24 protein-coding genes are annotated in these 24745 nt (G+C 61.1%); 15 read left to right on the top strand and 9 right to left on the bottom strand.

Features of this window, described 5'->3' with window-relative positions:
• Positions 1-3 precede the first annotated feature (3 nt).
• From AC4CWH_RS10225 to AC4CWH_RS10255, 7 genes are all read right to left on the bottom strand, one after another.
• Positions 4-891 carry a YicC/YloC family endoribonuclease gene (locus tag AC4CWH_RS10225; RefSeq protein WP_491318653.1) on the bottom strand — a complete coding sequence of 296 codons (888 nt, stop codon included), beginning with the start codon at positions 889-891 and terminating at the stop codon, positions 4-6.
• Between the two features lie 46 nt (positions 892-937).
• Positions 938-2158 (bottom strand): endolytic transglycosylase MltG, encoded by a 1221-nt coding sequence (gene mltG / locus AC4CWH_RS10230; RefSeq protein ID WP_491318654.1) that lies wholly within the window; start codon positions 2156-2158, stop codon positions 938-940.
• 114 nt (positions 2159-2272) lie between these two features.
• Entirely contained in the window at positions 2273-3535 is a 1263-nt protein-coding gene (gene fabF / locus AC4CWH_RS10235) for a beta-ketoacyl-ACP synthase II (protein ID WP_491318655.1), read from the bottom strand.
• A 116-nt stretch (positions 3536-3651) separates the two neighbouring features.
• On the bottom strand, positions 3652-3888 hold the full coding sequence (locus tag AC4CWH_RS10240; protein WP_003502080.1) for an acyl carrier protein: 237 nt from the start codon (positions 3886-3888) through the stop codon (positions 3652-3654).
• Between the two features lie 294 nt (positions 3889-4182).
• Positions 4183-4920, bottom strand: coding sequence for a 3-oxoacyl-[acyl-carrier-protein] reductase (gene fabG / locus AC4CWH_RS10245; RefSeq protein ID WP_491318656.1), 738 nt, complete (start codon positions 4918-4920; stop codon positions 4183-4185).
• Between the two features lie 17 nt (positions 4921-4937).
• The gene (gene fabD / locus AC4CWH_RS10250; RefSeq protein WP_491318657.1) at positions 4938-5882 is read right to left on the bottom strand and encodes an ACP S-malonyltransferase; all 945 of its coding nucleotides are present in this window, start codon (positions 5880-5882) and stop codon (positions 4938-4940) included.
• A 79-nt stretch (positions 5883-5961) separates the two neighbouring features.
• On the bottom strand, positions 5962-7248 hold the full coding sequence (locus AC4CWH_RS10255; protein WP_491318658.1) for an Nramp family divalent metal transporter: 1287 nt from the start codon (positions 7246-7248) through the stop codon (positions 5962-5964).
• Between the two features lie 204 nt (positions 7249-7452).
• Between AC4CWH_RS10255 and AC4CWH_RS10260 the strand changes: the two genes are divergently transcribed.
• Positions 7453-8496 (top strand): aldo/keto reductase, encoded by a 1044-nt coding sequence (locus tag AC4CWH_RS10260; RefSeq protein WP_491318659.1) that lies wholly within the window; start codon positions 7453-7455, stop codon positions 8494-8496.
• 3 nt (positions 8497-8499) lie between these two features.
• On the opposite strand, the gene AC4CWH_RS10265 is transcribed toward AC4CWH_RS10260, so the two are convergent.
• Positions 8500-8862: a hypothetical protein gene (locus AC4CWH_RS10265; protein ID WP_491318660.1), complete on the bottom strand. Its 363-nt coding sequence runs from the start codon at positions 8860-8862 to the stop codon at positions 8500-8502.
• Positions 8863-9104: 242 nt separating this feature from the next.
• Here AC4CWH_RS10265 and AC4CWH_RS10270 point away from each other — a divergent pair, with 242 nt between their 5' ends.
• From AC4CWH_RS10270 to AC4CWH_RS10295, 6 genes are all read left to right on the top strand, one after another.
• Complete coding sequence (locus AC4CWH_RS10270; protein ID WP_491318661.1) at positions 9105-9992, top strand: RTX toxin; 888 nt, start codon at positions 9105-9107, stop codon at positions 9990-9992.
• 285 nt (positions 9993-10277) lie between these two features.
• On the top strand, positions 10278-10751 hold the full coding sequence (gene rpsF / locus AC4CWH_RS10275) for a 30S ribosomal protein S6 (RefSeq protein WP_491281938.1): 474 nt from the start codon (positions 10278-10280) through the stop codon (positions 10749-10751).
• 22 nt (positions 10752-10773) lie between these two features.
• Positions 10774-11022, top strand: a complete 249-nt coding sequence (rpsR, locus tag AC4CWH_RS10280; RefSeq protein ID WP_491281939.1) for a 30S ribosomal protein S18 — start codon at positions 10774-10776, stop codon at positions 11020-11022.
• A gap of 141 nt (positions 11023-11163) precedes the next feature.
• On the top strand, positions 11164-12129 hold the full coding sequence (locus AC4CWH_RS10285) for a DUF2232 domain-containing protein (protein WP_491318662.1): 966 nt from the start codon (positions 11164-11166) through the stop codon (positions 12127-12129).
• A gap of 58 nt (positions 12130-12187) precedes the next feature.
• Positions 12188-12769: a 50S ribosomal protein L9 gene (gene rplI / locus AC4CWH_RS10290; RefSeq protein ID WP_491281941.1), complete on the top strand. Its 582-nt coding sequence runs from the start codon at positions 12188-12190 to the stop codon at positions 12767-12769.
• A gap of 248 nt (positions 12770-13017) precedes the next feature.
• On the top strand, positions 13018-14496 hold the full coding sequence (locus AC4CWH_RS10295) for a replicative DNA helicase (RefSeq protein ID WP_491318663.1): 1479 nt from the start codon (positions 13018-13020) through the stop codon (positions 14494-14496).
• 75 nt (positions 14497-14571) lie between these two features.
• On the opposite strand, the gene AC4CWH_RS10300 is transcribed toward AC4CWH_RS10295, so the two are convergent.
• Entirely contained in the window at positions 14572-16506 is a 1935-nt protein-coding gene (locus AC4CWH_RS10300; RefSeq protein WP_491318664.1) for a methyl-accepting chemotaxis protein, read from the bottom strand.
• Between the two features lie 704 nt (positions 16507-17210).
• Between AC4CWH_RS10300 and alr the strand changes: the two genes are divergently transcribed.
• The 8 genes from alr to AC4CWH_RS10340 all read left to right on the top strand — a co-directional run bounded on the left by alr (position 17211) and on the right by AC4CWH_RS10340 (position 24589).
• Positions 17211-18407: an alanine racemase gene (alr, locus tag AC4CWH_RS10305; RefSeq protein WP_491318665.1), complete on the top strand. Its 1197-nt coding sequence runs from the start codon at positions 17211-17213 to the stop codon at positions 18405-18407.
• Between the two features lie 52 nt (positions 18408-18459).
• Complete coding sequence (locus AC4CWH_RS10310; RefSeq protein WP_491318666.1) at positions 18460-18750, top strand: type II toxin-antitoxin system ParD family antitoxin; 291 nt, start codon at positions 18460-18462, stop codon at positions 18748-18750.
• Complete coding sequence (locus tag AC4CWH_RS10315) at positions 18695-19063, top strand: type II toxin-antitoxin system RelE/ParE family toxin (RefSeq protein ID WP_491318667.1); 369 nt, start codon at positions 18695-18697, stop codon at positions 19061-19063. Before AC4CWH_RS10310 ends, AC4CWH_RS10315 begins: the two co-directional genes overlap by 56 nt.
• Positions 19064-19069: 6 nt before the next feature.
• On the top strand, positions 19070-20473 hold the full coding sequence (gene radA / locus AC4CWH_RS10320; RefSeq protein ID WP_491318668.1) for a DNA repair protein RadA: 1404 nt from the start codon (positions 19070-19072) through the stop codon (positions 20471-20473).
• Between the two features lie 130 nt (positions 20474-20603).
• Positions 20604-21194: a CvpA family protein gene (locus tag AC4CWH_RS10325; RefSeq protein WP_491318669.1), complete on the top strand. Its 591-nt coding sequence runs from the start codon at positions 20604-20606 to the stop codon at positions 21192-21194.
• Positions 21195-21372: 178 nt separating this feature from the next.
• The gene (gene purF, locus AC4CWH_RS10330) at positions 21373-22863 is read left to right on the top strand and encodes an amidophosphoribosyltransferase (protein WP_491281947.1); all 1491 of its coding nucleotides are present in this window, start codon (positions 21373-21375) and stop codon (positions 22861-22863) included.
• 54 nt (positions 22864-22917) lie between these two features.
• Complete coding sequence (locus AC4CWH_RS10335) at positions 22918-23658, top strand: SDR family NAD(P)-dependent oxidoreductase (protein ID WP_491318670.1); 741 nt, start codon at positions 22918-22920, stop codon at positions 23656-23658.
• Positions 23659-23701: 43 nt separating this feature from the next.
• Entirely contained in the window at positions 23702-24589 is an 888-nt protein-coding gene (locus tag AC4CWH_RS10340) for a DMT family transporter (RefSeq protein WP_491318671.1), read from the top strand.
• Positions 24590-24745 lie beyond the last annotated feature (156 nt).

The following is a 24745-nucleotide window of genomic DNA, read 5'->3' on the forward strand; positions in this document are numbered from 1 at the left end:
GCGCTACTCCAAATTCTGGATCTGTTCTCGGAACTGATCGATGACCACTTTCAGCTCTATACCAGCAGCCGTGACCTGAGCCGAGTTGGATTTGGAACAGATCGTGTTGGATTCACGGTTAAATTCCTGGGCCAGGAAATCCAGCCGCCGGCCGATGGGTCCGCCCTTGGCCAAAAGCTCGTCGGCGGCAGCCACATGCGCTTTGAGCCGGTCCAGTTCCTCGCGCAGATCCGCCTTTGTGGCAAGAAGTGCCGCCTCTGCATATAGCCGGTCGCGGTCCAGCCCACCTGCCCCATCGATGAGGAGCGCAAGCTGCGCGGAAAGCCGCCGTGCCGTCTCTTCCGGTGTGCGCGAGGGATCCTGTTCGATCACCTGCGTCAGCTGTTCTATGGTGCGCACCTGCTGGTCGAGGATAGCGGCAAGGGCTGCCCCCTCGCCAAGCCGCATTTCAACGAGATCGTCGAGCGCTGTTTCAAGCCCCGCCATCACGGCTGCATTGCGCGCCTCGGCAGCCTCTGGCCCGTCTTCGGCTTCCTTGATCTCCACCAGGCCGCGGATAGACAGAAGGCTGTCGAGCCTCAGCGGCGCCGGGTCCACGAGGTCACCCAGTTGCTGCCGCAGCGCCAGCACCGCATCCAGCGCATCGCGATTGACGACCGCTTCCACGCGCGCCTCGGCAACCGACAAAGACAGGCTTGCCTGGATGTTGCCGCGGTTGAGGCGCGCCGCAACCTGCTTGCGGATGTCGTTTTCGAGAAGCTCGAGACCGGGCGGCAGGCGCAGGCGCATGTCCAGACCCTTGCCATTGACCGAGCGTAGTTCCCAGGCAAAGCGATAGCGCCCGACGACGCCCTCATGCCGGGCAAAGCCGGTCATGGACTGAACGTTCATGCCACATTCCTCAAACGCTGACGGCTGCCGGACGGCAGCCGCGACCTTAATTGTTGTTGGCCGGCTTTTCCGCCTCGGCGCCGCCCGGCTGGCCGTCGATCACTTCGGAATCAGCTGCACCACCTGCGGGACGCTGCGCCTCGATCTGGCGCCAGCGGCGCACATTGGCGTTGTGCTCGTCCAGCGTTGCCGCAAAGGCGTGGCCGCCGGTGCCGTCGGCGACGAAATAGAGATCCTTCGTGCGCCACGGATTGGCAACGGCCTCAAGCGCAGCGCGGCCCGGATTGGCGATCGGCGTCGGCGGCAGGCCCTTGATCTGGTAGGTATTGTACGGCGTCTGCTTGTCGAGGTCGGCGCGGGTGATCGGACGGTCGGATGGCTTTCCGGCGCCGCCGAAAATGCCATAGATGATCGTCGGGTCCGACTGCAGGCGCATGCCCTTGTTGAGACGGTTGATGAAGACGGATGCGACATGGGCGCGCTCGTCATCCTTGCCGGTTTCCTTCTCGACGATGGAGGCGAGGATGATAAATTCCTGCTTCGTCTTGATCGGCAGGTCCGGATCGCGCTTTTCCCAGATCTGGTCGATCAGCCGCTCCTGCGCGGCGCGCATCTGCGACAGGATTTCGGTCCGCTTGGTACCGCGCGAGAACTTGTAGGTATCAGGCCGCAGGCTGCCTTCCACCGGCTTTTCCTGCGGCAGGTCGCCTTCCAGCACCGGATCGTCGGAGAGGCGCGCAAACATCTGCTGCACGGTCAAACCTTCCGGCATGGAGACCGAATAGAGGATGGACTTGCCCGATTCGAGCAATGCCGCCACTTCCTTCATCGAAGCGCCCGCCTTGATCTCGTATTCGCCGGCCTTCAGCGTCTTGGTATCGCCGAGATAGGTATCGGTGACGTAACGGAAGATGCGGGCATCCGAGACGATGCCGTTGCGCTCCAGCGTCTGGGCAATCTCGACCAGACCGGCCCCCTGGCGGATGATGACATGGCTGTTGGTTTCAAGCGGCCCGGGCCGCTGATAGGTGGTGATGACATAATAGAAGCCGGCGACACCGACGACACAGGCAAGCACCACCATCGTCATCAGGAAGTTGAGGAAGATGACGATCTGGCTGCGGGCTTTTTTGGAACGACGCGGCGGTTCAGGCACGCGTTCCGGCTTCAGCGCCTCGTTGGGCGATTTCGGAATGAAGGGGCCGCCGCCGGATGAACCGGTGCCGCGGCCCGAAGCCATGTCGCTGCTGTTGTTCGTGTCGGTCACCGGCACTCCTTCTGAGACTTGCGTATTGCTTGCGCTTTTGCTCAAGCAATACGGCAAAAACACGGTTCAGAAGACGACAGCCCGGCACAGAAGCCCGGCAGACCCGTCTGTCGTTCAGCCTTCGTAGCGGCGCAGCACGAGGGAGGCGTTGGTGCCGCCGAAACCGAAGGAATTGGAAAGTGCCACGTTGATCTCGCGCTTGCGCGCCACATGCGGAACGAGGTCAATTTTCGTTTCGACATCCGGGTTGTCAAGATTGAGCGTCGGCGGCGCGATATTGTCACGAATGGCAAGCACGGAGAAAATTGCCTCGATAGCGCCCGCGGCTCCCAGAAGATGGCCGACGGCCGACTTCGTGGAGGACATGGAGACCTTGGAGGCGGCATTGCCGACAAGACGCTCAACCGCGCCAAGCTCGATGGTATCGGCCATGGTGGAGGTGCCGTGGGCATTGATATAGTCAAGATCAGCCGGCGTGAGGCCTGCCCGCTTGACGGCAGCGCTCATGCAGCGGAAGGCACCATCGCCATCCTCGGATGGAGCGGTGATGTGGTAGGCGTCCCCCGTCAGGCCGTAGCCGACGACTTCCGCATAGATCTTGGCGCCACGCGCCTTGGCGTGCTCAAGCTCTTCCAGAACCACGATGCCGGCCCCCTCGCCCATGACGAAACCGTCGCGGTCGCGGTCATAAGGGCGCGAGGCCTTGGTCGGATCGTCATTGTGCTGGGTGGACAGCGCCTTGCATGCGGCAAAGCCGGCCAGCGAAATGCGGCTGATCGGGCTTTCGGCACCGCCGGCCACCATCACATCGGCATCGCCGAACGCAATGAGGCGGCTTGCGTCACCGATGGCGTGCGCGCCCGTCGAGCAGGCGGTGACGACCGAATGGTTCGGACCGCGCAGCTTGTGCTTGATGGAAACATGGCCGGAAACGAGATTGATCAGGCGTCCGGGAATGAAGAAAGGCGAAATGCGGCGCGGGCCCTTGTCGCGCAGCGTATAGCCGGCGTCCACAATGCCTTCGATGCCGCCAATACCCGAGCCGATCAGCACGCCGGTGGCGCACTGGTCTTCATAGCTTTGCGGATGCCAGCCGGCATCGGCCAACGCCATGTCGGCAGCGGCAATGCCATAAACGATGAATGGATCGACCTTGCGCTGCTCTTTCGGCTCGACCCAGTCGTCGGCAATAAAAGCGCCTTCCGTTGCGGGATCCGTGGGGATGCGGCAGGCGATTTTGGCAGGAAGATCTTCGGTTTCGAATTCGGTAACGCGGCGCGCAGCATTATGGCCAGCGATCAGCCTGGACCAGCTGATTTCCGTGCCGCAGCCAAGAGGAGATACCATTCCGGTACCGGTGATAACGACACGCCTCATGCCAGCGTCCCACCCCGCATGTATTATGTTATATCACAATATCGAAGCGGCCCGAGCATGCCGGGCCGCTCATGAACAATCACCCGAAGGGCGTGTTCGTCAGATATCGATCGAAATCAGGCCTGGGCCTTCTCGATGAACTTGACGGCGTCGCCGACCGTCAGGATCGAGTCAGCAGCGTCGTCAGGAATTTCAACGCCGAATTCTTCTTCGAAGGCCATGACGAGTTCGACGGTGTCGAGCGAGTCGGCGCCCAGATCGTCGATGAAGCTCGCGCCTTCGACAACTTTGTCGGCATCGACGCCGAGATGATCAATGACAATTTTCTTAACGCGCTCTGCGATATCGCTCATGTCGGTTTCCTCGACCTTTATCTTTCCGGATTGCCTCACCGGCATCCGCACCCTGTTGAAACCCTTGACCGCCTTTTTTTTGAAGAGGCCGGCTTAAGGGCAAACTCGCTCACCCGAAACAAGACTGTAAACTTTAGATGCGCAAATTGCACCAAGTCCATCAATATTCGGGGTGACTGTTCACAGTCAATGGCCCGCTTAACACGGTTTTATCGTGTCGCAAAGCCAGAAATTGTCCCGCCACCCCGCCACCAACAGGCAATACTGCTGGAGGGCGTGGCGGACCCAACCCATTCAGATCATTGCCATGCCGCCGTTGACGTGCAGCGTCTGGCCCGTAACATATCCGCCTTCATTGGAGGCGAGGTAGAGAACGGCAGCGGCGATATCGGCACCCGCCCCCATCCGCTTCATCGGGATGGCACCGAGAATGCCGTCCTTCTGCTTGTCATTGAGCTTGCCGGTCATCGCGCTTTCGATGAAACCCGGCGCCACGCAGTTGACCGTGACGTTGCGGGACGCGATTTCCTGCGCCAGCGACTTCGAAAAACCGATCATGCCGGCCTTGGAGGCACAGTAATTGGCCTGGCCCGGATTGCCGGTGACGCCAACGATCGACGTGATGTTGATGATGCGGCCGAAGCGGCGGCGCATCATCGGATGGGTCAGCTCGCGCGTCAGGCGGAAGGTGGCGGTGAGGTTCACTTCCAGAACCGCATCCCAGTCGTCGTCGCTCATGCGCACGAAAAGGCCGTCCTTGGTGATGCCGGCATTGTTGACGAGAATGTCGACGCCACCCATGTCGGCTTCGGCCTTTTCGCCCAGCGCCTTCACCTCGGCGCGGTCGGACAGGTTGGCCGGAAACACAAAAACGCGCTCGCCAAGCTCCGTGGCCAGCGCCTGAAGCTTTTCGGCGCGGGTGCCGTGCAGGCCAACGGTTGCGCCCTGCTTATGAAGCATGCGGGCGATTTCCTCGCCGATGCCGCCGGTGGCGCCCGTTACCAGGGCCTTGCGGCCGGTCAGATCAAACATGGTGTATCCCTTTGCATTCAGCCGAGGAGTGTCTTCAAAACGGTGTCGATATCGGCGGGCGTATTGACGGCAATGCCGGTGACCGACTTGTCGATGCGGCGCGCCAGGCCCGTCAGCACCTTGCCGGTGCCGATCTCATAAAGCGTGGTGACGTCGTTTGCACCAAACCACTCGACGGTTTCGCGCCAGCGCACCTGGCCGGTGGCCTGGCTGACGAGCAGCTGGGCGATCTCGTCGGCATCACGAACGGGCGCGGCGCGCACATTGGCAATGAGCGGCACGACCGGATTGTGTTTTGCCACCTTGTCCAACGCGTGGCTCATGGCGTGGGCGGCCGGCGCCATCAGGTCCGAATGGAAGGGAGCAGAGACCGGCAGGATGATGGCGCGCTTGGCGCCCTTTTCGGTTGCAAGCGCTGCTGCCTTTTCGACAGCCGCCTTGGAGCCGGAAATGACCAGCTGGCCGCCGCCATTGTCATTGGCGATCTGGCAGATGCCGCTATCGCGGGCGGCAAGGCAGACCGCTTCGACATCGGCATGTTCAAGCCCGATGATGGCAGCCATGGCGCCTTCACCGACGGGAACCGCCGACTGCATGGCATCGCCACGGGTGCGCAGCAGGCGCGCCGTATCGGAAAGCGAGAAGGTGCCGGCAGCACAGAGCGCCGAATATTCGCCAAGCGAATGGCCGGCGACATAAGAGACCTTGTCGGCAAGCGACAATCCGCCTGCTTCCAGCACGCGCATGACGGCCATGGAGACCGCCATCAGCGCCGGCTGCGCATTGGCCGTCAGTGTCAGGGCCTCTTCCGGACCGTTCCACATGATGTCGGTCAGCTTCTGGCCCAGTGCCTCATCGACTTCGTCGAAGACGGCACGGGCTTGCGGAAAGGCGTCCGCCAGATCCTTGCCCATGCCGACGGCCTGGCTTCCCTGGCCGGGAAATGTGAATGCAATGCTCATGGGATGTAATTTCCTTCCCTTTTTTGCCTTTCCATTCACATTCTCTGCGCCCAAGTCAAGGCCGGGCGCCATTTCCGCCCTATGCGATGAGCCCGATCACCTCGTTGATGCACAGGACAATGAACAGAAGAGCGGCAATGCCGAGCAGTCCGTTCGACAGCCAGCCGCTGCGCCACTCTGCCGGAACGCGCGACGAATTCAACAGCCAGATCAGGGTGAGCGCCAGAAACGGCATGAAGAAGGCGCCGAGCGCGCCATAGATGATGACCAGCAGGAATGGGCGGCCAAAATAAAGCAGCACCATCGGCGGGATCGTCAGCCAGAACAGGTAGAAGCGGAAGGCCGGCGTCTTCTCAAGACCGGCCCGCGTGCCCGTTTCGCCCTGGATATGGTTGCGCACGAAATCGGCAAACAGCAGCGATACGCCATTCCACACACCAAGGATCGACGAGACGGACGTAGCGAAGAAGCCGACGAGAAACAGTTTCGACACGAAGGGGCCAAACCGCTCTTCCAGAACCCGGTCGAGATCAAGCAGGCCCCGGTCACCGGATGACAGCGCGATCTGCGCGGAATAGAGCATTTCGGCGCCGATGATCAGCATGGCGATGACAAAAATGCCGGTGACGACATAGGCGACGCGGTTATCGAGCCGCATGACGCCCATCCAGGCCGGCGTGCGCCAGCCCTTGGCGTTCACCCAATAGCCATAGGAGGCCATGGTGATGGTGCCGCCAACGCCGCCGATGAGGCCGAGCGTATAAATGGCCGAGCCTTCCGGGATAGTCGGGATGAGACCGGTCAGCGCATCGCCGATATTGGGACCCACCATGATGGCCACACCGACAACGATGACGAACATGATGCCGATCAGCACCTTCATGACGTTTTCGAACATTTCGTAGCGATTGAGCGCCACGAAACTGGCGCAGGCCAGACCGGAAATCATCGCCCAGGCCCAAAGCGGCAGGATGGGAAACAAAGCAACCAGCGGCAGCGCCGTGGCGCTCATTGCCGTTGCGCCATAGACGAAACCCCAGACGAGGATGTAGATGCCGAAATACCAGCTGGTCCAGCGGCCGAGCGAGCGCCAGCCGTCGAGCATGGTCGAACCGGTGGCGAGATGATACCGCGCCGACCCTTCAGCCAGCGCGATCTTGACGATACAACCGATGACGGCGGCCCAGAGCAGCGCATAACCAAACCGCGATCCGGCAATCAGGGTGGCCACAAGATCGCCGGCGCCAACACCGGTGGCGGCCGCCACGATGCCGGGACCGATGAGCTTCCACTGCCCCCGTTTCGGCGGCACGCCGGCATCTCTCACCTGTTCGCCCATCTCGCCCGGTTTCGTCACATCCGTCATCCAGTCCTCCCATCCTCTTCAAAAGGCCACGCTTTTGGCTAAAAAAGACAGAATGTTCCCGGGCAGGATTGGTTGCATGAACCGGCCGGCTCATGCTTTGCCGCGCAATAGCGGTATTCCGTGCTTGTTTGTCTTGCGTTGCAGCAAAACCGGCCTACATTCGCCTCGCTTTTCACCACAGCCTGCCAGGACGGGACCGCTCTCATGAAATTCAAGACACTCGGCCGCACGGACATCTCCGTGTCCGAAATCTGCCTCGGGACGATGACCTGGGGTTCGCAGAATACAGAAGTCGAAGCCTTCGAGCAGATGGATTACGCGCTCGATCACGACGTCAACTTTTTCGATACGGCTGAACTTTACCCGACAACGCCGCTCTCTCCGGAAACCTATGCCGACACGGAACGGCTGATCGGCAACTGGTTTGAAAAAACCGGCAAACGCGACAAGGTGGTGCTGGCCACCAAGGTTGCCGGTGCCGGCCGCCCCTATATTCGCGGCGGCGCGCCGATCACCGCCAAGGCCATTCACGAGGCGGTGGATGCGAGCCTTTCGCGCCTGAAGACGGATTATATCGACCTCTACCAGGTCCACTGGCCGAACCGCGGCCATTTCCATTTCCGCGGCGCCTGGGGCTATAACCCCTTCAATCAGGACAAGACGCAGACGCTGGACGAGATCACCGAAAAGCTCGAAGCACTCGGCGATTGCGTGAAGGCCGGAAAGATCCGCGCCATCGGGCTTTCCAACGAAACCACCTGGGGCACGCAGAAATTCCTGACGCTGGCTGAACAGAAAGGCCTGCCGCGGGTTGCCACCGTGCAGAACGAATACAGCCTGCTCTACCGCCACTTCGATCTCGACATGGCGGAAATGTCCCATCACGAGGATGTCGGGCTTCTCGCCTATTCGCCGCTCGCCGGCGGCATTCTCTCGGGCAAATATCTGGATGGGCAAAAGCCTGCGGGCTCGCGCGGTTCGATTAACGGCAATATCGGCGGTCGGCTGGTGCCGGAACAGGATGCGCCGACGCGGGCCTATGTGGAGCTTGCCAAGGCCCACGACCTCGACCCCTCGCAGATGGCGCTTGCCTTCTGCCTGACGCGCCCCTTCATGGCCGCTGCCATCATCGGTGCCACCTCGATGGAGCAGTTGAAGCTGAACATCGGCTCGGCCGATATCACGCTCTCCGACGAGGTGATGACGGCAATTGCCGCCATTCACCGCCAGTATCCAATGCCGATCTGACCTTCAGACTTGCGCTCGCCGGGCCGCTTCGGTGGCCCGGCGCTCACCTTCCGCACGCCACAGCGCGGGAATGGCGCTCCAGACTGGCACCTCATCCGTCAAAAAGCCGAAGGAATGGCCGGTGCCGATCTTCGGAAAGACCCGCATCGCCTCCAGATGGGCCGCGGACCCGCGATAGGCGCTCATCGCCGCGCGGTCTTGCCAGACGGAAAGCGTATGCTGGACGCCATTGATCCGGCGCGCGTCCACCGACAGATTGCCCGGCGCGGTTTGGGCCTGACGCATCGAGCCGAGGGCATGCCACCAGAAACGTGGCACCGTCCAGATGGACAAAGGGCGAAATCCGGTGATTGAAACGTAGACCATGGCAGGGGATCCGGTAAGGACGTCAGATAATGCCCCTCTACGCCGCAACCCGTCGGCCGGACTTCTCACCTGTGCCAGAATCGCGCTTTCGGGTCGATGTTCATATCCCGCTAACGCCACTGGCAATCGTAGATCGCATCGGGTTCGAACATTCTGTTTAAGTGTCTGCTTAAGGCTTTGCCGGTACCATGGCGGCAGAATGCGCTTGGCCTCTTGACCGGCGCGCGATCAAGGCGAACGAGATGAGCGCGATCAGCAGCTTCTTTTCCGGCGCAAACGCCGCCTATACCGTCGATACGCTGTTTTCGACGGCAAAACCCGTTTCCGCTGCTGGTACATCGCCCCGCGCGCCCTTTGCCACGTCAGGGGGAACGGCAGCCCCCGAACAGACGGCCGGCCAAAAGGCGCTTGCCCGCATCGTCGAGATCCTCACCTTCGGCTCGCCTGATGCGACCGCCGCCTCTGACGTCAAGGAACAGCTCGGCTACATCACAGCTGCCCGAGGCACGGAAGCGGACGATACGCTGACGATGACCGGGCGCGCCCTTTATGATATTGAGACCGGCGCCGGGAATGACAGCCTGACACTCAAAAGCGCCAGCATATCCGGCATCGCGCTGGGCGATGGCAACGACACTCTGCAGGCGGCCGGCGGCTTCATCGGCTCCGTTGATGGCGGCGCGGGCGACGATACGATCAAGATCAAGGCCCAGCTGGCGCTCGACGTGCTCGGCGGCGCGGGCAAGGATACCATTGCGGTCTCCGCCGACACCATCATCGGCCTCGATGGCGGTGACGGCGATGATACGCTGAACCTTGAAGGCAATCGCATCTTTGCAACCGGCGGCGCCGGCAACGACACCGTGACACTTCGCCAGACCGGCACCGATGCCGTGATGGACTATGCATTCGGGCGCGGCGGGGGCAAGGATACGATTGCCAGCAACGGCCCCCTCTCCATCCGCTTCGATGGTTTGAGCGAAAAGGACGTAAGCGTTTCCGTCTCCGGCAATACGCTGACGGCGCGCATCAACGGCAGCGAGGATGCGATTTCCGTGACGCTGGACGGCACAGCGCCGAGCAGCCGCTTTGCGATTGAAAACGGCCGCACCGTTCTGAAGATCGGCTGATCTCTCCTCTCGAAATTCCGGCCCTCCCCTTGCCTTTGGCGAAAATGCGCGTATAAGCCGGCCTGTTCGAACCGCCCGGTCTTCTGGCTGGTGGCTGTACGGAGGGCAGGCGCGCCGATAAGGCGTACCGCAGGAACCAAAAGGGTTCCGGTCTCCCGTGTCTCCGCTCTCGACCGTCTCGATCACACGCTTTTCTTGCCGGGGGCAACCCCATCCAAGACCAGTCGTTGAGGCTTAGCCGCCGAATTCCGGGCACACGACAACAGCAAGAAAGGCAAAGCTACCATGGCTCTTTACGAACATGTATTCCTTGCCCGGCAGGATATGTCCGCACAGCAGATCGACGCCCTGGTCGAACAGTACAAGGGTGTTCTGGAAGCAAACGGCGGCAAAGTCGGGCGTGTAGAAAACTGGGGCCTCAAGTCCCTGACCTACCGCATCAAGAAGAACCGCAAGGCTCATTACGCCCTGATGGACATCGATGCACCGGCAGCTGCCGTGCATGAGATGGAACGCCAGATGCGCATCAACGAAGACATCCTTCGCTACATGACGATTGCCGTCGAGAAGCACGAAGAAGGCCCGTCTGCCATGATGCAGAAGCGCGACCGTGACGACCGTCCGCGTCGTGATGGCGACCGTCCGGAACGTTCGTTCGGCGACCGCGATCGCGGCCCCCGTCCTGACCGTGGCCCGCGCGAAGATCGTGGTCCCCGTGAAGGTGGCTTCGAGCGTCGTCCGCGCGAAGACCGCGCGTAATTGAGCACAAGGAGAAAACACAATGGCTGATACATCCTCTGCTCAGGCACGCCGCCCGTTCCATCGCCGTCGCAAGACGTGCCCCTTCTCCGGCGCAAACGCTCCGAAGATCGACTACAAGGACGTCCGTCTCCTGCAGCGCTACATTTCCGAGCGTGGCAAGATCGTACCGTCGCGCATCACGGCCGTTTCCCAGAAGAAGCAGCGCGAACTGGCCCAGGCCATCAAGCGCGCCCGTTTCCTCGGCCTGCTGCCCTACGTAATTTCCTAAAAACAGCTTCGGGGAAGGCATTCGTGCCTTCCCCTCTCCCTTTCGCGTTGGGCGCGGATCGGAACTCCTTCTAAAACCCATGTTGGGGATAACGGGCTGAAAAGCCTCTCCCCTAACTGCTCGACAGCAGGACAGCGAGACGTGACCGGATTGAACCAGACAGTGCTGACCACCGGCATCCTTGCCGGCATTGCCGCCGCCCTGCTTGTGCTGGGCGCCAATGCGCAGCCGTCCTTTGCCTCCGTCCTCTACGCTTCCTCCGCCCTTCCCGTTCTGGTCGCCGGCCTTGGCTGGGGCAACCGCACTGCCATCATCGCGATCCTGACGGCCGCCGTCATCGGCGCTTTGCTGATCTCGCCGCTGTTTGCACTGGCGATGGCGATCTTCACGCTGATCCCGGCCGGCTGGCTGTCGCATCTGGCAAATCTTGCCCGTCCGGCCTCTGAACTCGGCGGCCCCGATGATCTCGTCGCCTGGTATCCGATCTCCGATATTCTCCTGCATCTCTGCGGCCTGGTCACCGTTGCGGTGATCATCCTGGGCGCCGTGATCGGTTATGGTCCTGAACTGACCAACCGCATGGTCGATGCCATGGTGGAAAACTTCAACCAGCAGAATTCCGCAATGGTTCCGGATGCAGCCGCCCTTGCGCAGACCAAGTCAATGATCGTGCTGATGCTGCCGCTGATCCAGGGTGGCATCTGGGTGCTGATGCTGTTTGCCGCCTTCTATTTTGCCGTGCGCATCGTCTCGCGCAGCGGCCGGGCGTTGAGGCCCCGCGAAGACATGCCGTCGGCGCTGCGCATGAACCGCAACGCGATCTTCGTTTTCCTCGTCGGCATTGCGCTCACTTTCATCGGCGGCGTGCCCGCCATGGTCGGCGCCACCATCTGCGGCACATTCGGCGCCGGTTTCCTGATGGCAGGTTTTGCCGGCCTGCATTTTCGCCTGAAGGACAAGGACTGGCGCCTGCCGGGCCTCATCCTCGTTTACCTCTCCACGCTGCTGCTGTTTCCGTTGCTCGCCATTCTCTTCGTTGGCCTCTCCGATACACGCCGCACCATCGCGCTTACCCCGACACGGACGCCGGACAAACCCGGCTCCTGATCAGGCCACAGATAGACCCGCATACAAACACACCGACTGACACTGAAAGGATATCCACATGAATGTCATTCTTCTTGAACGCATCGCCAAGCTTGGCCAGATGGGCGAAACCGTAAAGGTTCGCGATGGTTACGCCCGTAACTACCTGCTGCCGCTCGGCAAGGCCCTGCGCTCGAACGCTGCCAACAAGGCCCGTTTCGAAGCTGAGCGTTCGACGCTCGAAGCTCGCAACCTGGAACGCAAGTCGGAAGCCCAGACGGTTGCCGACGTTCTCAACGGCAAGTCCTTCATCGTCGTGCGCGCTGCCGGCGAAACCGGCCAGCTTTACGGTTCGGTTGCTGCCCGTGACGTCGTTGACGTTCTGGCTGCCGAAGGCTTCAACATCGGCCGCAACCAGGTTGACCTCAACAACCCGATCAAGGCCATTGGCCTGCACACGGTTGTTCTGCACCTGCATGCCGAAGTTGAAATCACCGTTGAACTGAACGTTGCCCGTTCGGCCGAAGAAGCTGAGCGCCAGTCGAAGGGCGAAAGCCTCACCTCGGCCGACGCCATCTACGGCATCGACGAAGACGCGCTTCGTCCGGAAGACTTCTTCGATCCGGACGCAGACCGTGACGACGAAGGCGACGACGAATAAGATCAGGCCTTTTCGGCCCCGATCGAGCGCCCGGAGTTTTCTCCGGGCGTTTTTTTGTGCGCCGTCCTGTAAAACGCCCTAAAGCCTCTGGCGATTCGCACCCGTGACAACAGTCAAACGAAATCGTGCAGAGCGCCAATAATGCCGTTGATGGCCTGTGAACTTCTGTGTGTAGAGGATCGGGACATTCCCCCCCTGCCCTCTGGGATCTAGGGTGCCACCGGCAACCGATGAAATGGATGATGTTGATGAATGAAAAGCTTGGCAATGTAGCGCCGCATTACCGCGAAGCCCCGAGCAATATCGAGGCGGAACAGGCTCTTCTGGGTGCGATCCTCGTCAACAACGATGCCTATTACCGGGTGTCGGACTTCCTGAAGGCCGTGCATTTTCAGGAACCGCTGCACCGCAAGATCTTCGAGGTGGCCGGCGATATCATCCGCATGGGCAAGATCGCCCATCCGGTGACGATCAAGACATTCCTGCCGGCCGATACCAAGGTCGGTGACCTGACGCTTGCGCAATATCTCGGCCGTCTTGCGGGCGACGCCGTCACCATCATCAATGCCGAGGATTATGGCCGCGCCATCTACGATCTGGCGCTGCGCCGCGCGCTGATCACCATCGGCGAGGACATGGTCAACATCGCCTATGACGCGCCACTCGACATGCCGCCGCAGACGCAGATCGAAGATACCGAACGGCGCCTGTTCGAGCTGGCCGAAACCGGCCGTTACGACGGCGGCTTCCAGGCGTTTTCCGATGCGGTGGCGCAGGCCATCGACATGGCCGGTCAGGCGTTTGAGCGCGACGGACATCTTTCAGGGATTTCGACCGGCATCATGTCGCTCGACAGCAAGATGGGCGGTCTGCAGCGCTCCGACTTGATCGTGCTTGCCGGACGCCCGGGCATGGGTAAAACCTCGCTTGCCACCAACATCGCCTACAATATCGCTGCCGCCTACGATCCGGAGGTTCAGCCGGATGGGTCCTACAAGGCCAAGAACGGTGGCGTCGTCGGCTTCTATTCGCTCGAAATGTCCTGCGAGCAGCTGGCCACCCGTATCATCTCCGAGCAGACGGAAGTTTCGTCGTCAAAAATTCGCCGCGGTGACATTACCGAGGCCGATTTCGAAAAGCTCGTTGCCTGCAGCCAGATGATGCAGAAAGTGCCGCTTTATATCGACCAGACCGGTGGTATCTCGATTGCGCAGCTGTCGGCCCGCGCCCGCCGCCTGAAGCGCCAGCGCGGCCTCGATTGCCTGGTGGTGGACTATATCCAGCTGATGACCGGTTCCGGCAAATCCGGCGAGAACCGCGTGCAGGAAGTAACCCAGATCACCACGGGCCTCAAAGCGCTCGGCAAGGAACTCAACGTGCCGATCGTGGCGCTTTCCCAGCTGTCGCGTCAGGTGGAAAACCGCGAGGACAAGCGCCCGCAGCTCTCCGACCTTCGCGAATCGGGTTCGATCGAGCAGGACGCCGACGTGGTGCTCTTCGTGTTCCGCGAGGAATATTACGTAAAGAACCTCGAGCCGCGCGACATCAACGACCCGAAATACCCGGAATGGGAAGCGCTGATGGACAAGGTGAAGGGCACGGCCGACGTGATCATCGCCAAGCAGCGTCACGGACCGACCGGCACCGTCAAACTCGCCTTCCAGTCGGAATACACCCGCTTTGCCGATCTCGCCGACCCGAGCTTTACCCAGTACGAAGAGCATTAAGCCTTCCAGGACCAGTCCAGCAAAAGGCCGGCGCCCTCTGGGTACGCCGGCCTTTTCATGTCGTGTTACGACAGATCAGAATTCCTGCCAATCGTTGCGATCAACGGCCATGGCCGCATTGCCACGCATCGCACCGACGATCTTGCGGCCAAGTGCGTGAACCGGCGAGGCGACCGGCGCTTCGCTGGCCCGTGCAGGGCGAAGGGTCGCCGGCTGCTCAAGCGTGCTCAGCTTGAACTGCGCCAGCATCTGGTTGAGGGAGGCGACTTCCATCGACAGGCTATGGCTGGCGGCAGTGGATTCCTCCACCATGGCAGCATTCTTCTGGGTATCCTGGTCCATCTGATTGACCGCCGTGTTGATCTGCTGGAGGCCTGACGACTGCTCCTGCGCCGATTCGACAATGGCGAGCACATGCCGGTTGATTTCCTGCACCTCGCTTACAATCGTCTGCAGCGCACGCCCGGTTTCGCCGACGAGCTGTACACCCTCCTTGACCTGACCGTTCGACGTGTTGATCAGCGACTTGATTTCCTTGGCAGCCGTTGCAGAACGCTGCGCAAGTTCACGCACTTCCTGTGCCACCACGGCAAAACCCTTGCCGGCCTCACCTGCCCGTGCCGCCTCGACACCGGCATTCAGCGCAAGAAGGTTCGTCTGGAAAGCGATCTCATCGATAACACCGATGATCGAGGAAATTTCGCTCGAGGACTTTTCGATTTTTTCCATGGCAACCACTGCCTGGCGCACGACATCACCGGACTGTTCGGCACCGGTACGGGCGCGGGCAACCAGTTCGCCGGCCTCCTGCGCACGCCTTGTAGAATCGCGAACCGTGGTGGTGATTTCCTCCAGCGCTGCCGCGGTTTCTTCGACGGCTGCCGCCTGCTGTTCCGTGCGTTTTGCCAGATCGTCTGCAGAAGACTTGATCTCGTTGGCGCCGGCATCGATGCCGCGAGCATTCTTGGCAACCCGCGTCAGCGCCTCCTGCAACTTCTCCGCAGAGCCGTTGAAATCGCGGCGCACGCCGTCGAGCTTTTCGACAAACGGGCTTGCGATGCGATAGGACACATCGCCTTCCGATAGATGCGACAGGCCTGCGGCCAGATTGTCGACGGCAAACTTGATGTTGGCGGCATCTTCGGCGGCAATCCGCTCGCGCTCCAGCCGCTCCGTTTCGGACAGGCTGCGATTGGCCTCCGCCTCGGCTTCCAGGCGCTGGCGTTCGATGGCATTGTCACGAAACACCGATACGGCCTTGGCCATGTCGCCCACTTCATCACGGCGCTCCAGGCCCGGCACATCGGCTGCCGTCTCGCCGTTGGCGAGCGACAGCATCCGGGTCCGTAGCCCATCGATGGGACGGGTGATGCCACGCGCGGCAACCAGCAGCGCTATCAGGATGCCGGCGGCAAAGATGATCCCGAGCGTAAGCAGGCTATAGAAGATCGCCGCATCGGTCTGGTCAGTCAGCTCACCCGATTTCGCCAGCATTGCGTCGAGGCTTTTCTGGTTCCAGTTGCGGATATCGGCACGCAGGCCGCCGACAATAGGGCCAAGATCGATCAGCAGCCGGCGTGCCTCGTTGAAGCGACCCTGGCCGATGAAGCTGACAATTTGATCCGAGCGTGTGGTGACGTCGGCGATGCGGGCCGAAAACGCATCGATTTCGGCCGCCTTTTCCGGCGTCAGGTTTCGCGACACAGCAAGTTTTTGCCCGACCGTTTCGATATCCGTCTTATAACTTTGCACCAGATCGGAGACATTGCGCGACATTTCGGCCTGGATGAGCATCTGGCCGAGATCGGAAGACACGGCCACCAGCGCGATGTTGGCGCGTGCCATCTCGACGGCCACCACGGCGTCCGAGGCAATAAACTTTGAATAATCCGTATCAGCCGACTTGTAGCTATAGGCAACCGTGCCGACACCGGCGATGCCGACGAGGGAGAGTGGCAGGATGAGGGACAGGACCTTGGTGCGGATCTTGGCATGGGTCAGGAAGGACATGGGGTCTCCGATGATTGGCAAAACGCTTAAACCGCTTCCTCTCATCATGAGACTTGCTGTGTTCGTGAGGTCCGGCCCATCATTGCCGGACAGATCCGCCGACAGCGCTCCATGAGAGCGATGCCCTGCGCCGAACGGGCACGAGGATTTAAAACCTGATAGTTGCAGGGGTGGGAAAGCGGCTGCAGACAATACATCCTGAAGCGACGGGACGATGCGCGCCCTGCCCTGTCATCAGCCTTCTACACTCTACAATCAGCCTGACGGTTCAAAAACCTCGTCCAAGCGATCGGGATTTCCTATCCCAATTCTTGGACCGTTCGGGACGCTGAAATGACGACAGGCGAAAAAGGTTCCGCGCATTTTTTTCAATTTTCGCATTTTCATCGTAAGGCACGCAAAATACATCCTCGCCGCGAAGATATGGATTGCACACGGTTTTCAAGGCGCAGCCTGAGGGTGAGCCGACCGTTATGACGCGGTAGCTGCAGCAACAGCCCGCACCGAGTGGCCGCGGTGGAAACGATGTCGTGCAAGCGGGCGAAACCTCGTCTGCGATATGAGGCGGCTGGAGTTTCGGCGGCGTGCGGCTGCGAAACATTGTGCATAGAGCCAAATTCTCGTGCTTCGTCATGGTCGCCATGAACAAAAGTGATAGTTTCCGGCCATGGCCCGAGAGGGCGCCGAACGGGATGATGCAGGCGATGACCGGATTTGACGAGAACCAGTGGGACGACGGCGAAGATGCAGGCCCGCAGGTGCCGGTCGAGGATTTCGACGTGGCGCCACTACGCCTGACCGTGGATCTTGCAGCGCTTTCGGAAAACTGGCGCGACATGTCGCGTCTGTCCGGCCGTGCCCGCGCCGGTGCTGTCGTGAAGGCCGATGCCTATGGGCTCGGCATAGAAGATTGCGGCGCCACTCTCTATCACGCTGGCGCGCGGGATTTCTTCGTGGCGCTCGCCTCTGAAGGCGCGACACTGCGCGCTTACGCGCCGCAGGCCCGGATCTTTGTCCTGTCGGGCATATGGCCGGGCCAGGAAGCGCTGTTTTTCGAAAACGATCTGGTGCCGGTTCTTGCCTCGCAGGAACAACTGGCCTTCTGGATGTCGGTTCTGTCTGAACGCGGCGAACACCCATGCGCCCTTCAAGTGGATACGGGCTTCAACCGGCTTGGCCTTTCGCCGGAAGATGCGGTGGAACTGGCTGAGGATGTATCGCGGCCCGCAAGCTTTTCACCCGTCCTCGTGCTTTCGCATCTCCTTAGCGGCGATACGCCTGAAGCAAGCGCCAACCGCGCCCAGCTCGATCTATTTCGCCACGTCAGCGGCGCATTCGAGGGTGTCGAGGCAAGCCTTTCGGCCTCGGCCGGCATTTTTCTCGGTGCCGAATACCATTTCGACCTGACCCGTCCCGGCATCTCGCTTTACGGCGGGGCAGCGGTGGGCGGCGTGCCAAACCCTATGCGACCCGTGGTGACGGCTGAAGCGCGCATCCTGCAGATCCGCGACGCAAAAGCCGGCGAAACGGTAAGTTACGGCGCCGCCCAGACGCTCTTGCGCGACAGCCGTTTGGCCGTCGCAAGCGTTGGTTACGCGGATGGTTATCTGCGCAGTCTTTCCGGCGCAGGCGTGCCGTTACGCCAGAACGGGTGCCAAGGCGCCTTCGGTTTTATCGCCGGCCACGCCGTTCCCGTTATGGGGCGCATCACCATGGACATGACCATATTCGACGTGACTGACCTTCCCGCAGGCCTCATCTCCACCGGCGACTATATCGAACTGTTCGGCGAAAACCTGTCGCTTGACGCCGTGGCGCGCGCGGGCGGCACCATCGGTTACGAACTCCTCACCGGCCTTGGCCTGCGCTACGAGCGCCGCTACCTCGACTCCTTGATTTGACCTCTGGTCAGCGGTCCCCGGCCGCGCTATAAGAGAACAAAAGGAGATCGAAATGACCGAGATCCAGCTGACAGAGGAAGACCGGGCCTTCATCGAGGCCAAGCTGCGCACCGGCGTCTACAAGAGCGCCGAGGATGTGCTGCGGGCGGGGCTTCGCTCGCTTGAGCGCGAGGAAAATGACACGCAGGAACTGCGCCGCCTCGTCGGGCAGGGCCTGGACGACGTCAAGGAAGGCCGTGTGTATGAATACGCGTCGGCGTCCGGGCTGCTGCAGGACGTAAGGCAACTTGCCGCAGAAAAACCGCGGCAAAAGAGGCAGGCCGCGAAGGGAAGCAGTTATTAAACCCCGCCGGCTCCTCTGGACTGAAACCGCGCGCACCGATCTCGCCAGCATCTACCGTTATCTCGCGCTGGACAATACGGACGCCGCCGATCGTTTGATCCTGGGGCTGGAGGAAAAGGCGAGATCGCTTGCCGAAAGTGGCCTGAGCGGGCGCGAGCGCAGCGAACTGGGGGCGGATATCCGCAGTGTCGCCTATCGATCCCGCATTCTTTTCTTCCATGTGACGCCTGCGGCCATCACGATCCTGCGTGTGCTGCACGGCCATCAAAACCTCTCCTCCGATCTTTTTCCACAAGAACAACAAGAAGACTGACATTTCATGGCAAAGCCAAAAACCCAATTCGTCTGCCAGAACTGTGGCACGGTGCATTCCCGCTGGGCGGGCAAGTGTGATGGCTGCGGCGAATGGAACACCATCGTTGAAGAAGACCCGATGGGCGGTATCGGCGCCGGGCCCGGCAAGGTGCCGAAAAAGGGTCGCGCGGTGGCGCTGACCACGCTGTCGGGCGAAACCGAGGAAGCGCCGCGCATCTTCACCGGTATCAGCGAGCTTGACCGGGCAACCGGAGGCGGTTTCGTGCGCGGCTCGGCGGTGCTGGTCGGCGGTGATCCCGGCATCGGCAAATCGACGCTTCTGATGCAGGCAGCCGCTGCCCTGTCGCGGCGCGGACACCGCGTCATCTATGTCTCCGGCGAAGAGGCGGTGGCGCAGGTTAGGCTTCGCGCCCAGCGGCTGGGCGCTGCCTCCACCGACGTGCTGCTGGCCGCCGAAACCAATGTCGAGGATATTCTCGCCACCATCGGCGAAGGCAAACGGCCGGATCTCGTCATCATCGATTCCATCCAGACGCTGTGGAGCGACACCGCCGACTCGGCACCCGGCACGGTGACGCAGGTGCGCACCGGCGTGCAGGCGATGATCCGCTTTGCCAAGCAGACCGGAGCAGCGATGGTGCTGGTCGGCCATGTGACGAAGGAAGGCCAGATTGCTGGCCCGCGCGTGGTGGAACACATGGTGGATGCGGTGCTTTATTTCGAAGGCGACCGCGGCCACCATTACCGCATCCTGCGCACGGTGAAGAACCGCTTTGGCCCGACCGACGAGATCGGTGTGTTCGAAATGTCCGATATCGGTCTTCGCGAAGTCTCCAACCCGTCCGAACTGTTTCTCGGCGAGCGCAATTCCAAGGCGCCGGGCGCGGCGGTCTTTGCCGGCATGGAGGGCACGCGGCCCGTTTTGGTCGAGGTACAGGCGCTGGTCGCACCGACGTCGCTCGGCACGGCGCGCCGCGCCGTCGTCGGCTGGGATTCCTCGCGCCTGTCGATGATTCTGGCCGTTCTCGAAGCCCATTGCGGCGTGCGGCTTGGCCAGCACGATGTTTATCTGAACGTCGCCGGTGGCTACCGGATTACTGAACCGGCCGCCGACCTCGCTGTCGCTGCCGCCCTCGTTTCATCGCTTGCCAACACGCCGCTTCCGGCCGAATGTGTCTATTTCGGCGAAGTCAGCCTGTCCGGCGCTGTGCGCCCGGTTTCGCAGACGGCGCAGCGCCTCAAAGAGGCTGAAAAGCTCGGCTTTTCTTCAGCGGTTCTGCCCTCCTCGTCCGCCGAAATTCCGAAAGGCGGCAAGAGCCGCTGGGGCGAGATCGATGGCCTGCCGGATCTCGTCGTAAAAATAGCCGGTTCTGCGAAGAACCTGGGGAAACAGCCGGATGAGGATTGATCTTCCACCGGCGGGCTCGCTGTTGTAAGAGGTGCCGCAAAGGCGGGCCGCAAGGCATGTTCTTGCGCCCGTTCAGCCACCAGTGTACCCCTTGGCCTTAAGGCCGGGTCAGTCTTGGAGTAGACCATTTATGCCCATCACGATTTTCGACGGCATTGTCATCGGCGTCACCCTGTTTTCAGCAGTGCTCGCCATGGTGCGCGGCTTTTCGCGCGAGGTGCTGTCGATTGCCAGCTGGGCAGGCGCGATTGCCACAGCCTATTACCTCCACCCGCTTCTGCTTCCCTATGCGAAGAACTACACGACCGATGACCGCATTGCGCTGGCGGGTTCTGCCGGCGTTATCTTTCTGATCGCGCTGATCATCATCACCTTCATCACCAGCCGCATTGCCGATTTCATCATCGACAGCCGCATTGGCGCGCTGGATCGCACCTTTGGTTTCCTGTTCGGTGCAGCCCGCGGCATCCTGCTTCTGGTCGTTGCCGTGGCCTTCTGGAACTGGCTGGTGGATGCCCGTTCGCAGCCGGCCTGGATCATGCAGGCGAAATCCAAGCCTTTCCTCGATGGTCTCGTCGGCCGTCTGGAAGCCGTGCTTCCCACCGATATGGAGCCGCAGATCCGCGCCCGCATTCTCGGCCATGGCGACAAGGTCCAGGCGCCGGGCAGCGAACAGACGCCGTCCGATGACGCTCCGGCAACCACGACGCCAAATAATTGACGCTTTGTAACCATTCCAAGGGAAGCCAAGCATCGCTATTTGTGGTAAAACATAGCTTAGAAGGCCGGATGAGAGGATGAAGCGTTAACGCTCCCCGCCGGCCTCTTTCCGTTTCAACCGATAACACCCATATTCGCAACACACCCCGTTCCGAACCAGCCCCCAAGGACCTGCAGACATGAATCAGCCGGTTGCACATGATGTTTTTCTCGATCTGGATGGTGATACGCTGCATGAGGAATGCGGCGTGTTCGGCATTCTCGGCCATCCCGACGCGGCAACGCTGACGGCGCTTGGCCTGCATGCCCTGCAGCACCGTGGCCAGGAAGCGGCCGGCATCGTGTCCTTCGATGGCACGCAGTTTCATACCGAAAAGCATATGGGCCTTGTCGGCGACCACTATACCAACCCGGTGACGCTGGCAAAGCTTCCGGGCAATATGTCAATCGGCCACACGCGTTATTCGACGACCGGCGAAGTGGCGCTGCGCAACGTGCAGCCGCTGTTTGCCGAACTGGAAGTCGGCGGCATTGCCGTTGCCCATAACGGCAACTTCACCAACGGCCTGACGCTGCGCCGCCAGTTGATCGCCGGTGGCGCCATCTGCCAGTCCACCTCCGATACCGAAGTGGTGCTGCACCTGATTGCCCGCTCGCGTTATGCCTCCACCACAGACCGCTTCATCGATGCCATCCGCCAGATGGAAGGCGGTTATTCGATGCTCGGCATTACCCGCACCAAGCTTATTGCCGCGCGCGACCCCACCGGTATCCGTCCGCTCGTGATGGGTGAACTCGACGGCAAGCCGATCTTCTGTTCGGAAACCTGCGCGCTCGACATGATCGGCGCGAAGTTTATCCGCGACGTGGAAAACGGCGAAGTGATCATCTGCGAGATCCAGCCAGATGGTTCCATCGAGATCGAATCGCGCAAATCCACCAACATGCAGCCGGAACGGCTCTGCCTGTTCGAATATGTCTATTTCGCCCGCCCCGATTCCGTCGTCGGCGGCCGCAGCGTTTATGTCGCGCGCAAGAACATGGGCATCAACCTTGCCAAGGAATCGCCTGTTGAAGGCGATGTTGTGGTGCCGGTGCCCGATGGCGGAACGCCGGCAGCGCTGGGATATGCGCAGGAGAGCGGTATTCCCTTCGAATACGGTATCATCCGCAACCATTATGTCGGGCGCACCTTCATCGAGCCGACTCAGCAGATCCGCGCCTTTGGCGTGAAGCTGAAGCATTCGGCCAACCGCGCCATGATCGAGGGCAAGCGCGTCATTCTGGTGGATGATTCGATCGTGCGCGGCACGACCTCGCTGAAGATCGTGCAACTGATCCGCGATGCCGGCGCCAAGGAAGTGCATCTGCGTGTGGCCTCGCCGATGATCTACTATCCTGACTTCTACGGCATCGCCACGCCGGATGCCGACAAGCTTCTGGCCAACCAGTATGATGATATGGAAGCCATGTGCCGCTTTATCGGCGCCGATTCGCTGGCCTTTCTCACCATCGACGGGCTTTACCAGGCCGTTGGCGGCGAAGCCCGCAACAATGCCCGGCCGCAATTTACCGACCACTATTTCACCGGCGACTATCCGACGCGCCTGCTTGACAAGCATGGGGAACCGATGGGACGGAAAGTCTCGGTTCTCGCCAGCAACGGTTGAGGAGGACCGGCGAAGGCCAAGGCTTTCGCCGGACAGGAAGTGACGGGACGGGTAATGACGATTGATCTCAAGGGACGCATCGCGCTGGTCACCGGCGCCTCGCGCGGCATCGGTTATTTCACGGCACTGGCTCTGGCCAAGGCCGGCGCGCATGTCATTGCCTGCGCCCGCACGGTGGGCGGGCTGGAAGAGCTGGATGACGCCATTCAGGCGGCAGGCGGCACGGCAACCCTCGTTCCCTTCGATTTGACCGACATGGCCGCCATCGACAAGCTCGGTGCCTCGATCCATGAGCGCTGGGGCAGACTTGATATTCTCGTTGCCAATGCCGGCATTCTTGGCGTTATCTCGCCGGTCGGCCATATCGAGGCAAAAGTCTTCGACAAGGTGATGCTGACCAATGTGACGGCCACCTGGCGGCTGATCCGCTCCGTCGAGCCGTTGCTTCTGCAATCGGATGCCGGCCGCGCGCTTATCCTGTCGTCGAGCGTTGCAAACGATGCGCGCCCCTTCTGGGGTGCCTATGCCGCCTCCAAGGCCGCCGTCGAAATGCTCGGCCGCATCTGGGCTGCCGAAACGCAAAAGACGAAACTGCGCGTCATCAACGTCAACCCCGGCGCCACCCGCACTGCCATGCGGGCGCAGGCCATGCCCGGCGAAGACCCGGCAACGCTGCCGCATCCTTCCGAGATTGCCGCAAAACTTCTGCCGCTCTGCGCACCCGACATGACGGAAACCGGCCGGCTTTTTGTCGTGCGCGACAATAAATTCCTCGATTACCGCCTGCCGGAATAATCCGGCAATCCTCACTTCTTTTCTCTAGCGGAACTTTTCCCGCATGCGCCCCCGTGACATTGCCGCCTATGTGTTTCTGGCTCTCGCCTGGGGCCTTTCCTTCGTGCTGCTTCTCAAGGTCGTGGCAGCCTTCGGCTGGGTCGGCGCTGTCACCTTCCGCTGCTTCATTGCCGCTGCCATCCTTGTCATCCTCGCACGCAGCACTGGCCGAAAACTGTCGTTTCCAGCAAGCTGGATACCGCTTGCCGTGGTGGGTGCCACGACCGTTGCCGGGCAGTTGATCGGGCTGTCCTATGCGGCACCGCGCATCGGCACGGCAATGGCGGCGATTTTCGTTGCCTCCATTCCGCTGTTTTCCATGGTGATTGCGCAGGTCTGGGGGCTGGAGCGGATTACACCGGCGCGGGTTGTGGGCCTGTTGCTCGGCACGCTCGGCATTGTCATGCTGGTTGGTTTTCCAGCCGTGCCTGTCACCTTCGCCTTCGTGCTCGGCTGCCTTGCCATGGTGTTTTCCACCTTCTGCGCCGCCTTCGGCAGCAATTATGCGAGCCGCTTCCTCAAAGACACCGGCCCTTGGGAAGTCACCATCGGTGCGTTTCTGGCGGGCGGCGTCATTGCGCTGCCGCTGATATTTGTGGTGCCGGTGCCGGTTTCGCCGCAGCCGATCGATTATCTTTATCTCGTGGCGCTGGCGGGCCTGATGAGTTCGCTCACCTACGTGCTCTATTTCGGGCTTGTGGCCAGCATTGGCGCAACGCGGGCCATCAGCGTGGAATTTGCCGTGACCGTCGTGGCGGTGCTGGTCGGCGCGCTCATTCTCGATGAGCCGCTGACGGTGATGCAGGTGGCAGGTGGTGCCGTCATCATTGCCGGCTGCGCGCTGGTTCTCGGCCTTCTGCCGGCGAAAGACAAGATACCGCTGCAGCCTTGACCATTCGCACGGCGCAAAGCTCCCGAACGAATATTTCGCTTTGGCGCCAGCCGACGAACAATTACGCCTTGCCCTCCCCTTGACCGCGGCTTTGGCGCGCGCCATAACCGTGTCCATGAAAAACGGCCTCTGCATCATCTGCGGGAAAATTATTCG

The organism is Neorhizobium sp. PAMB6716 (assembly GCF_058242805.1).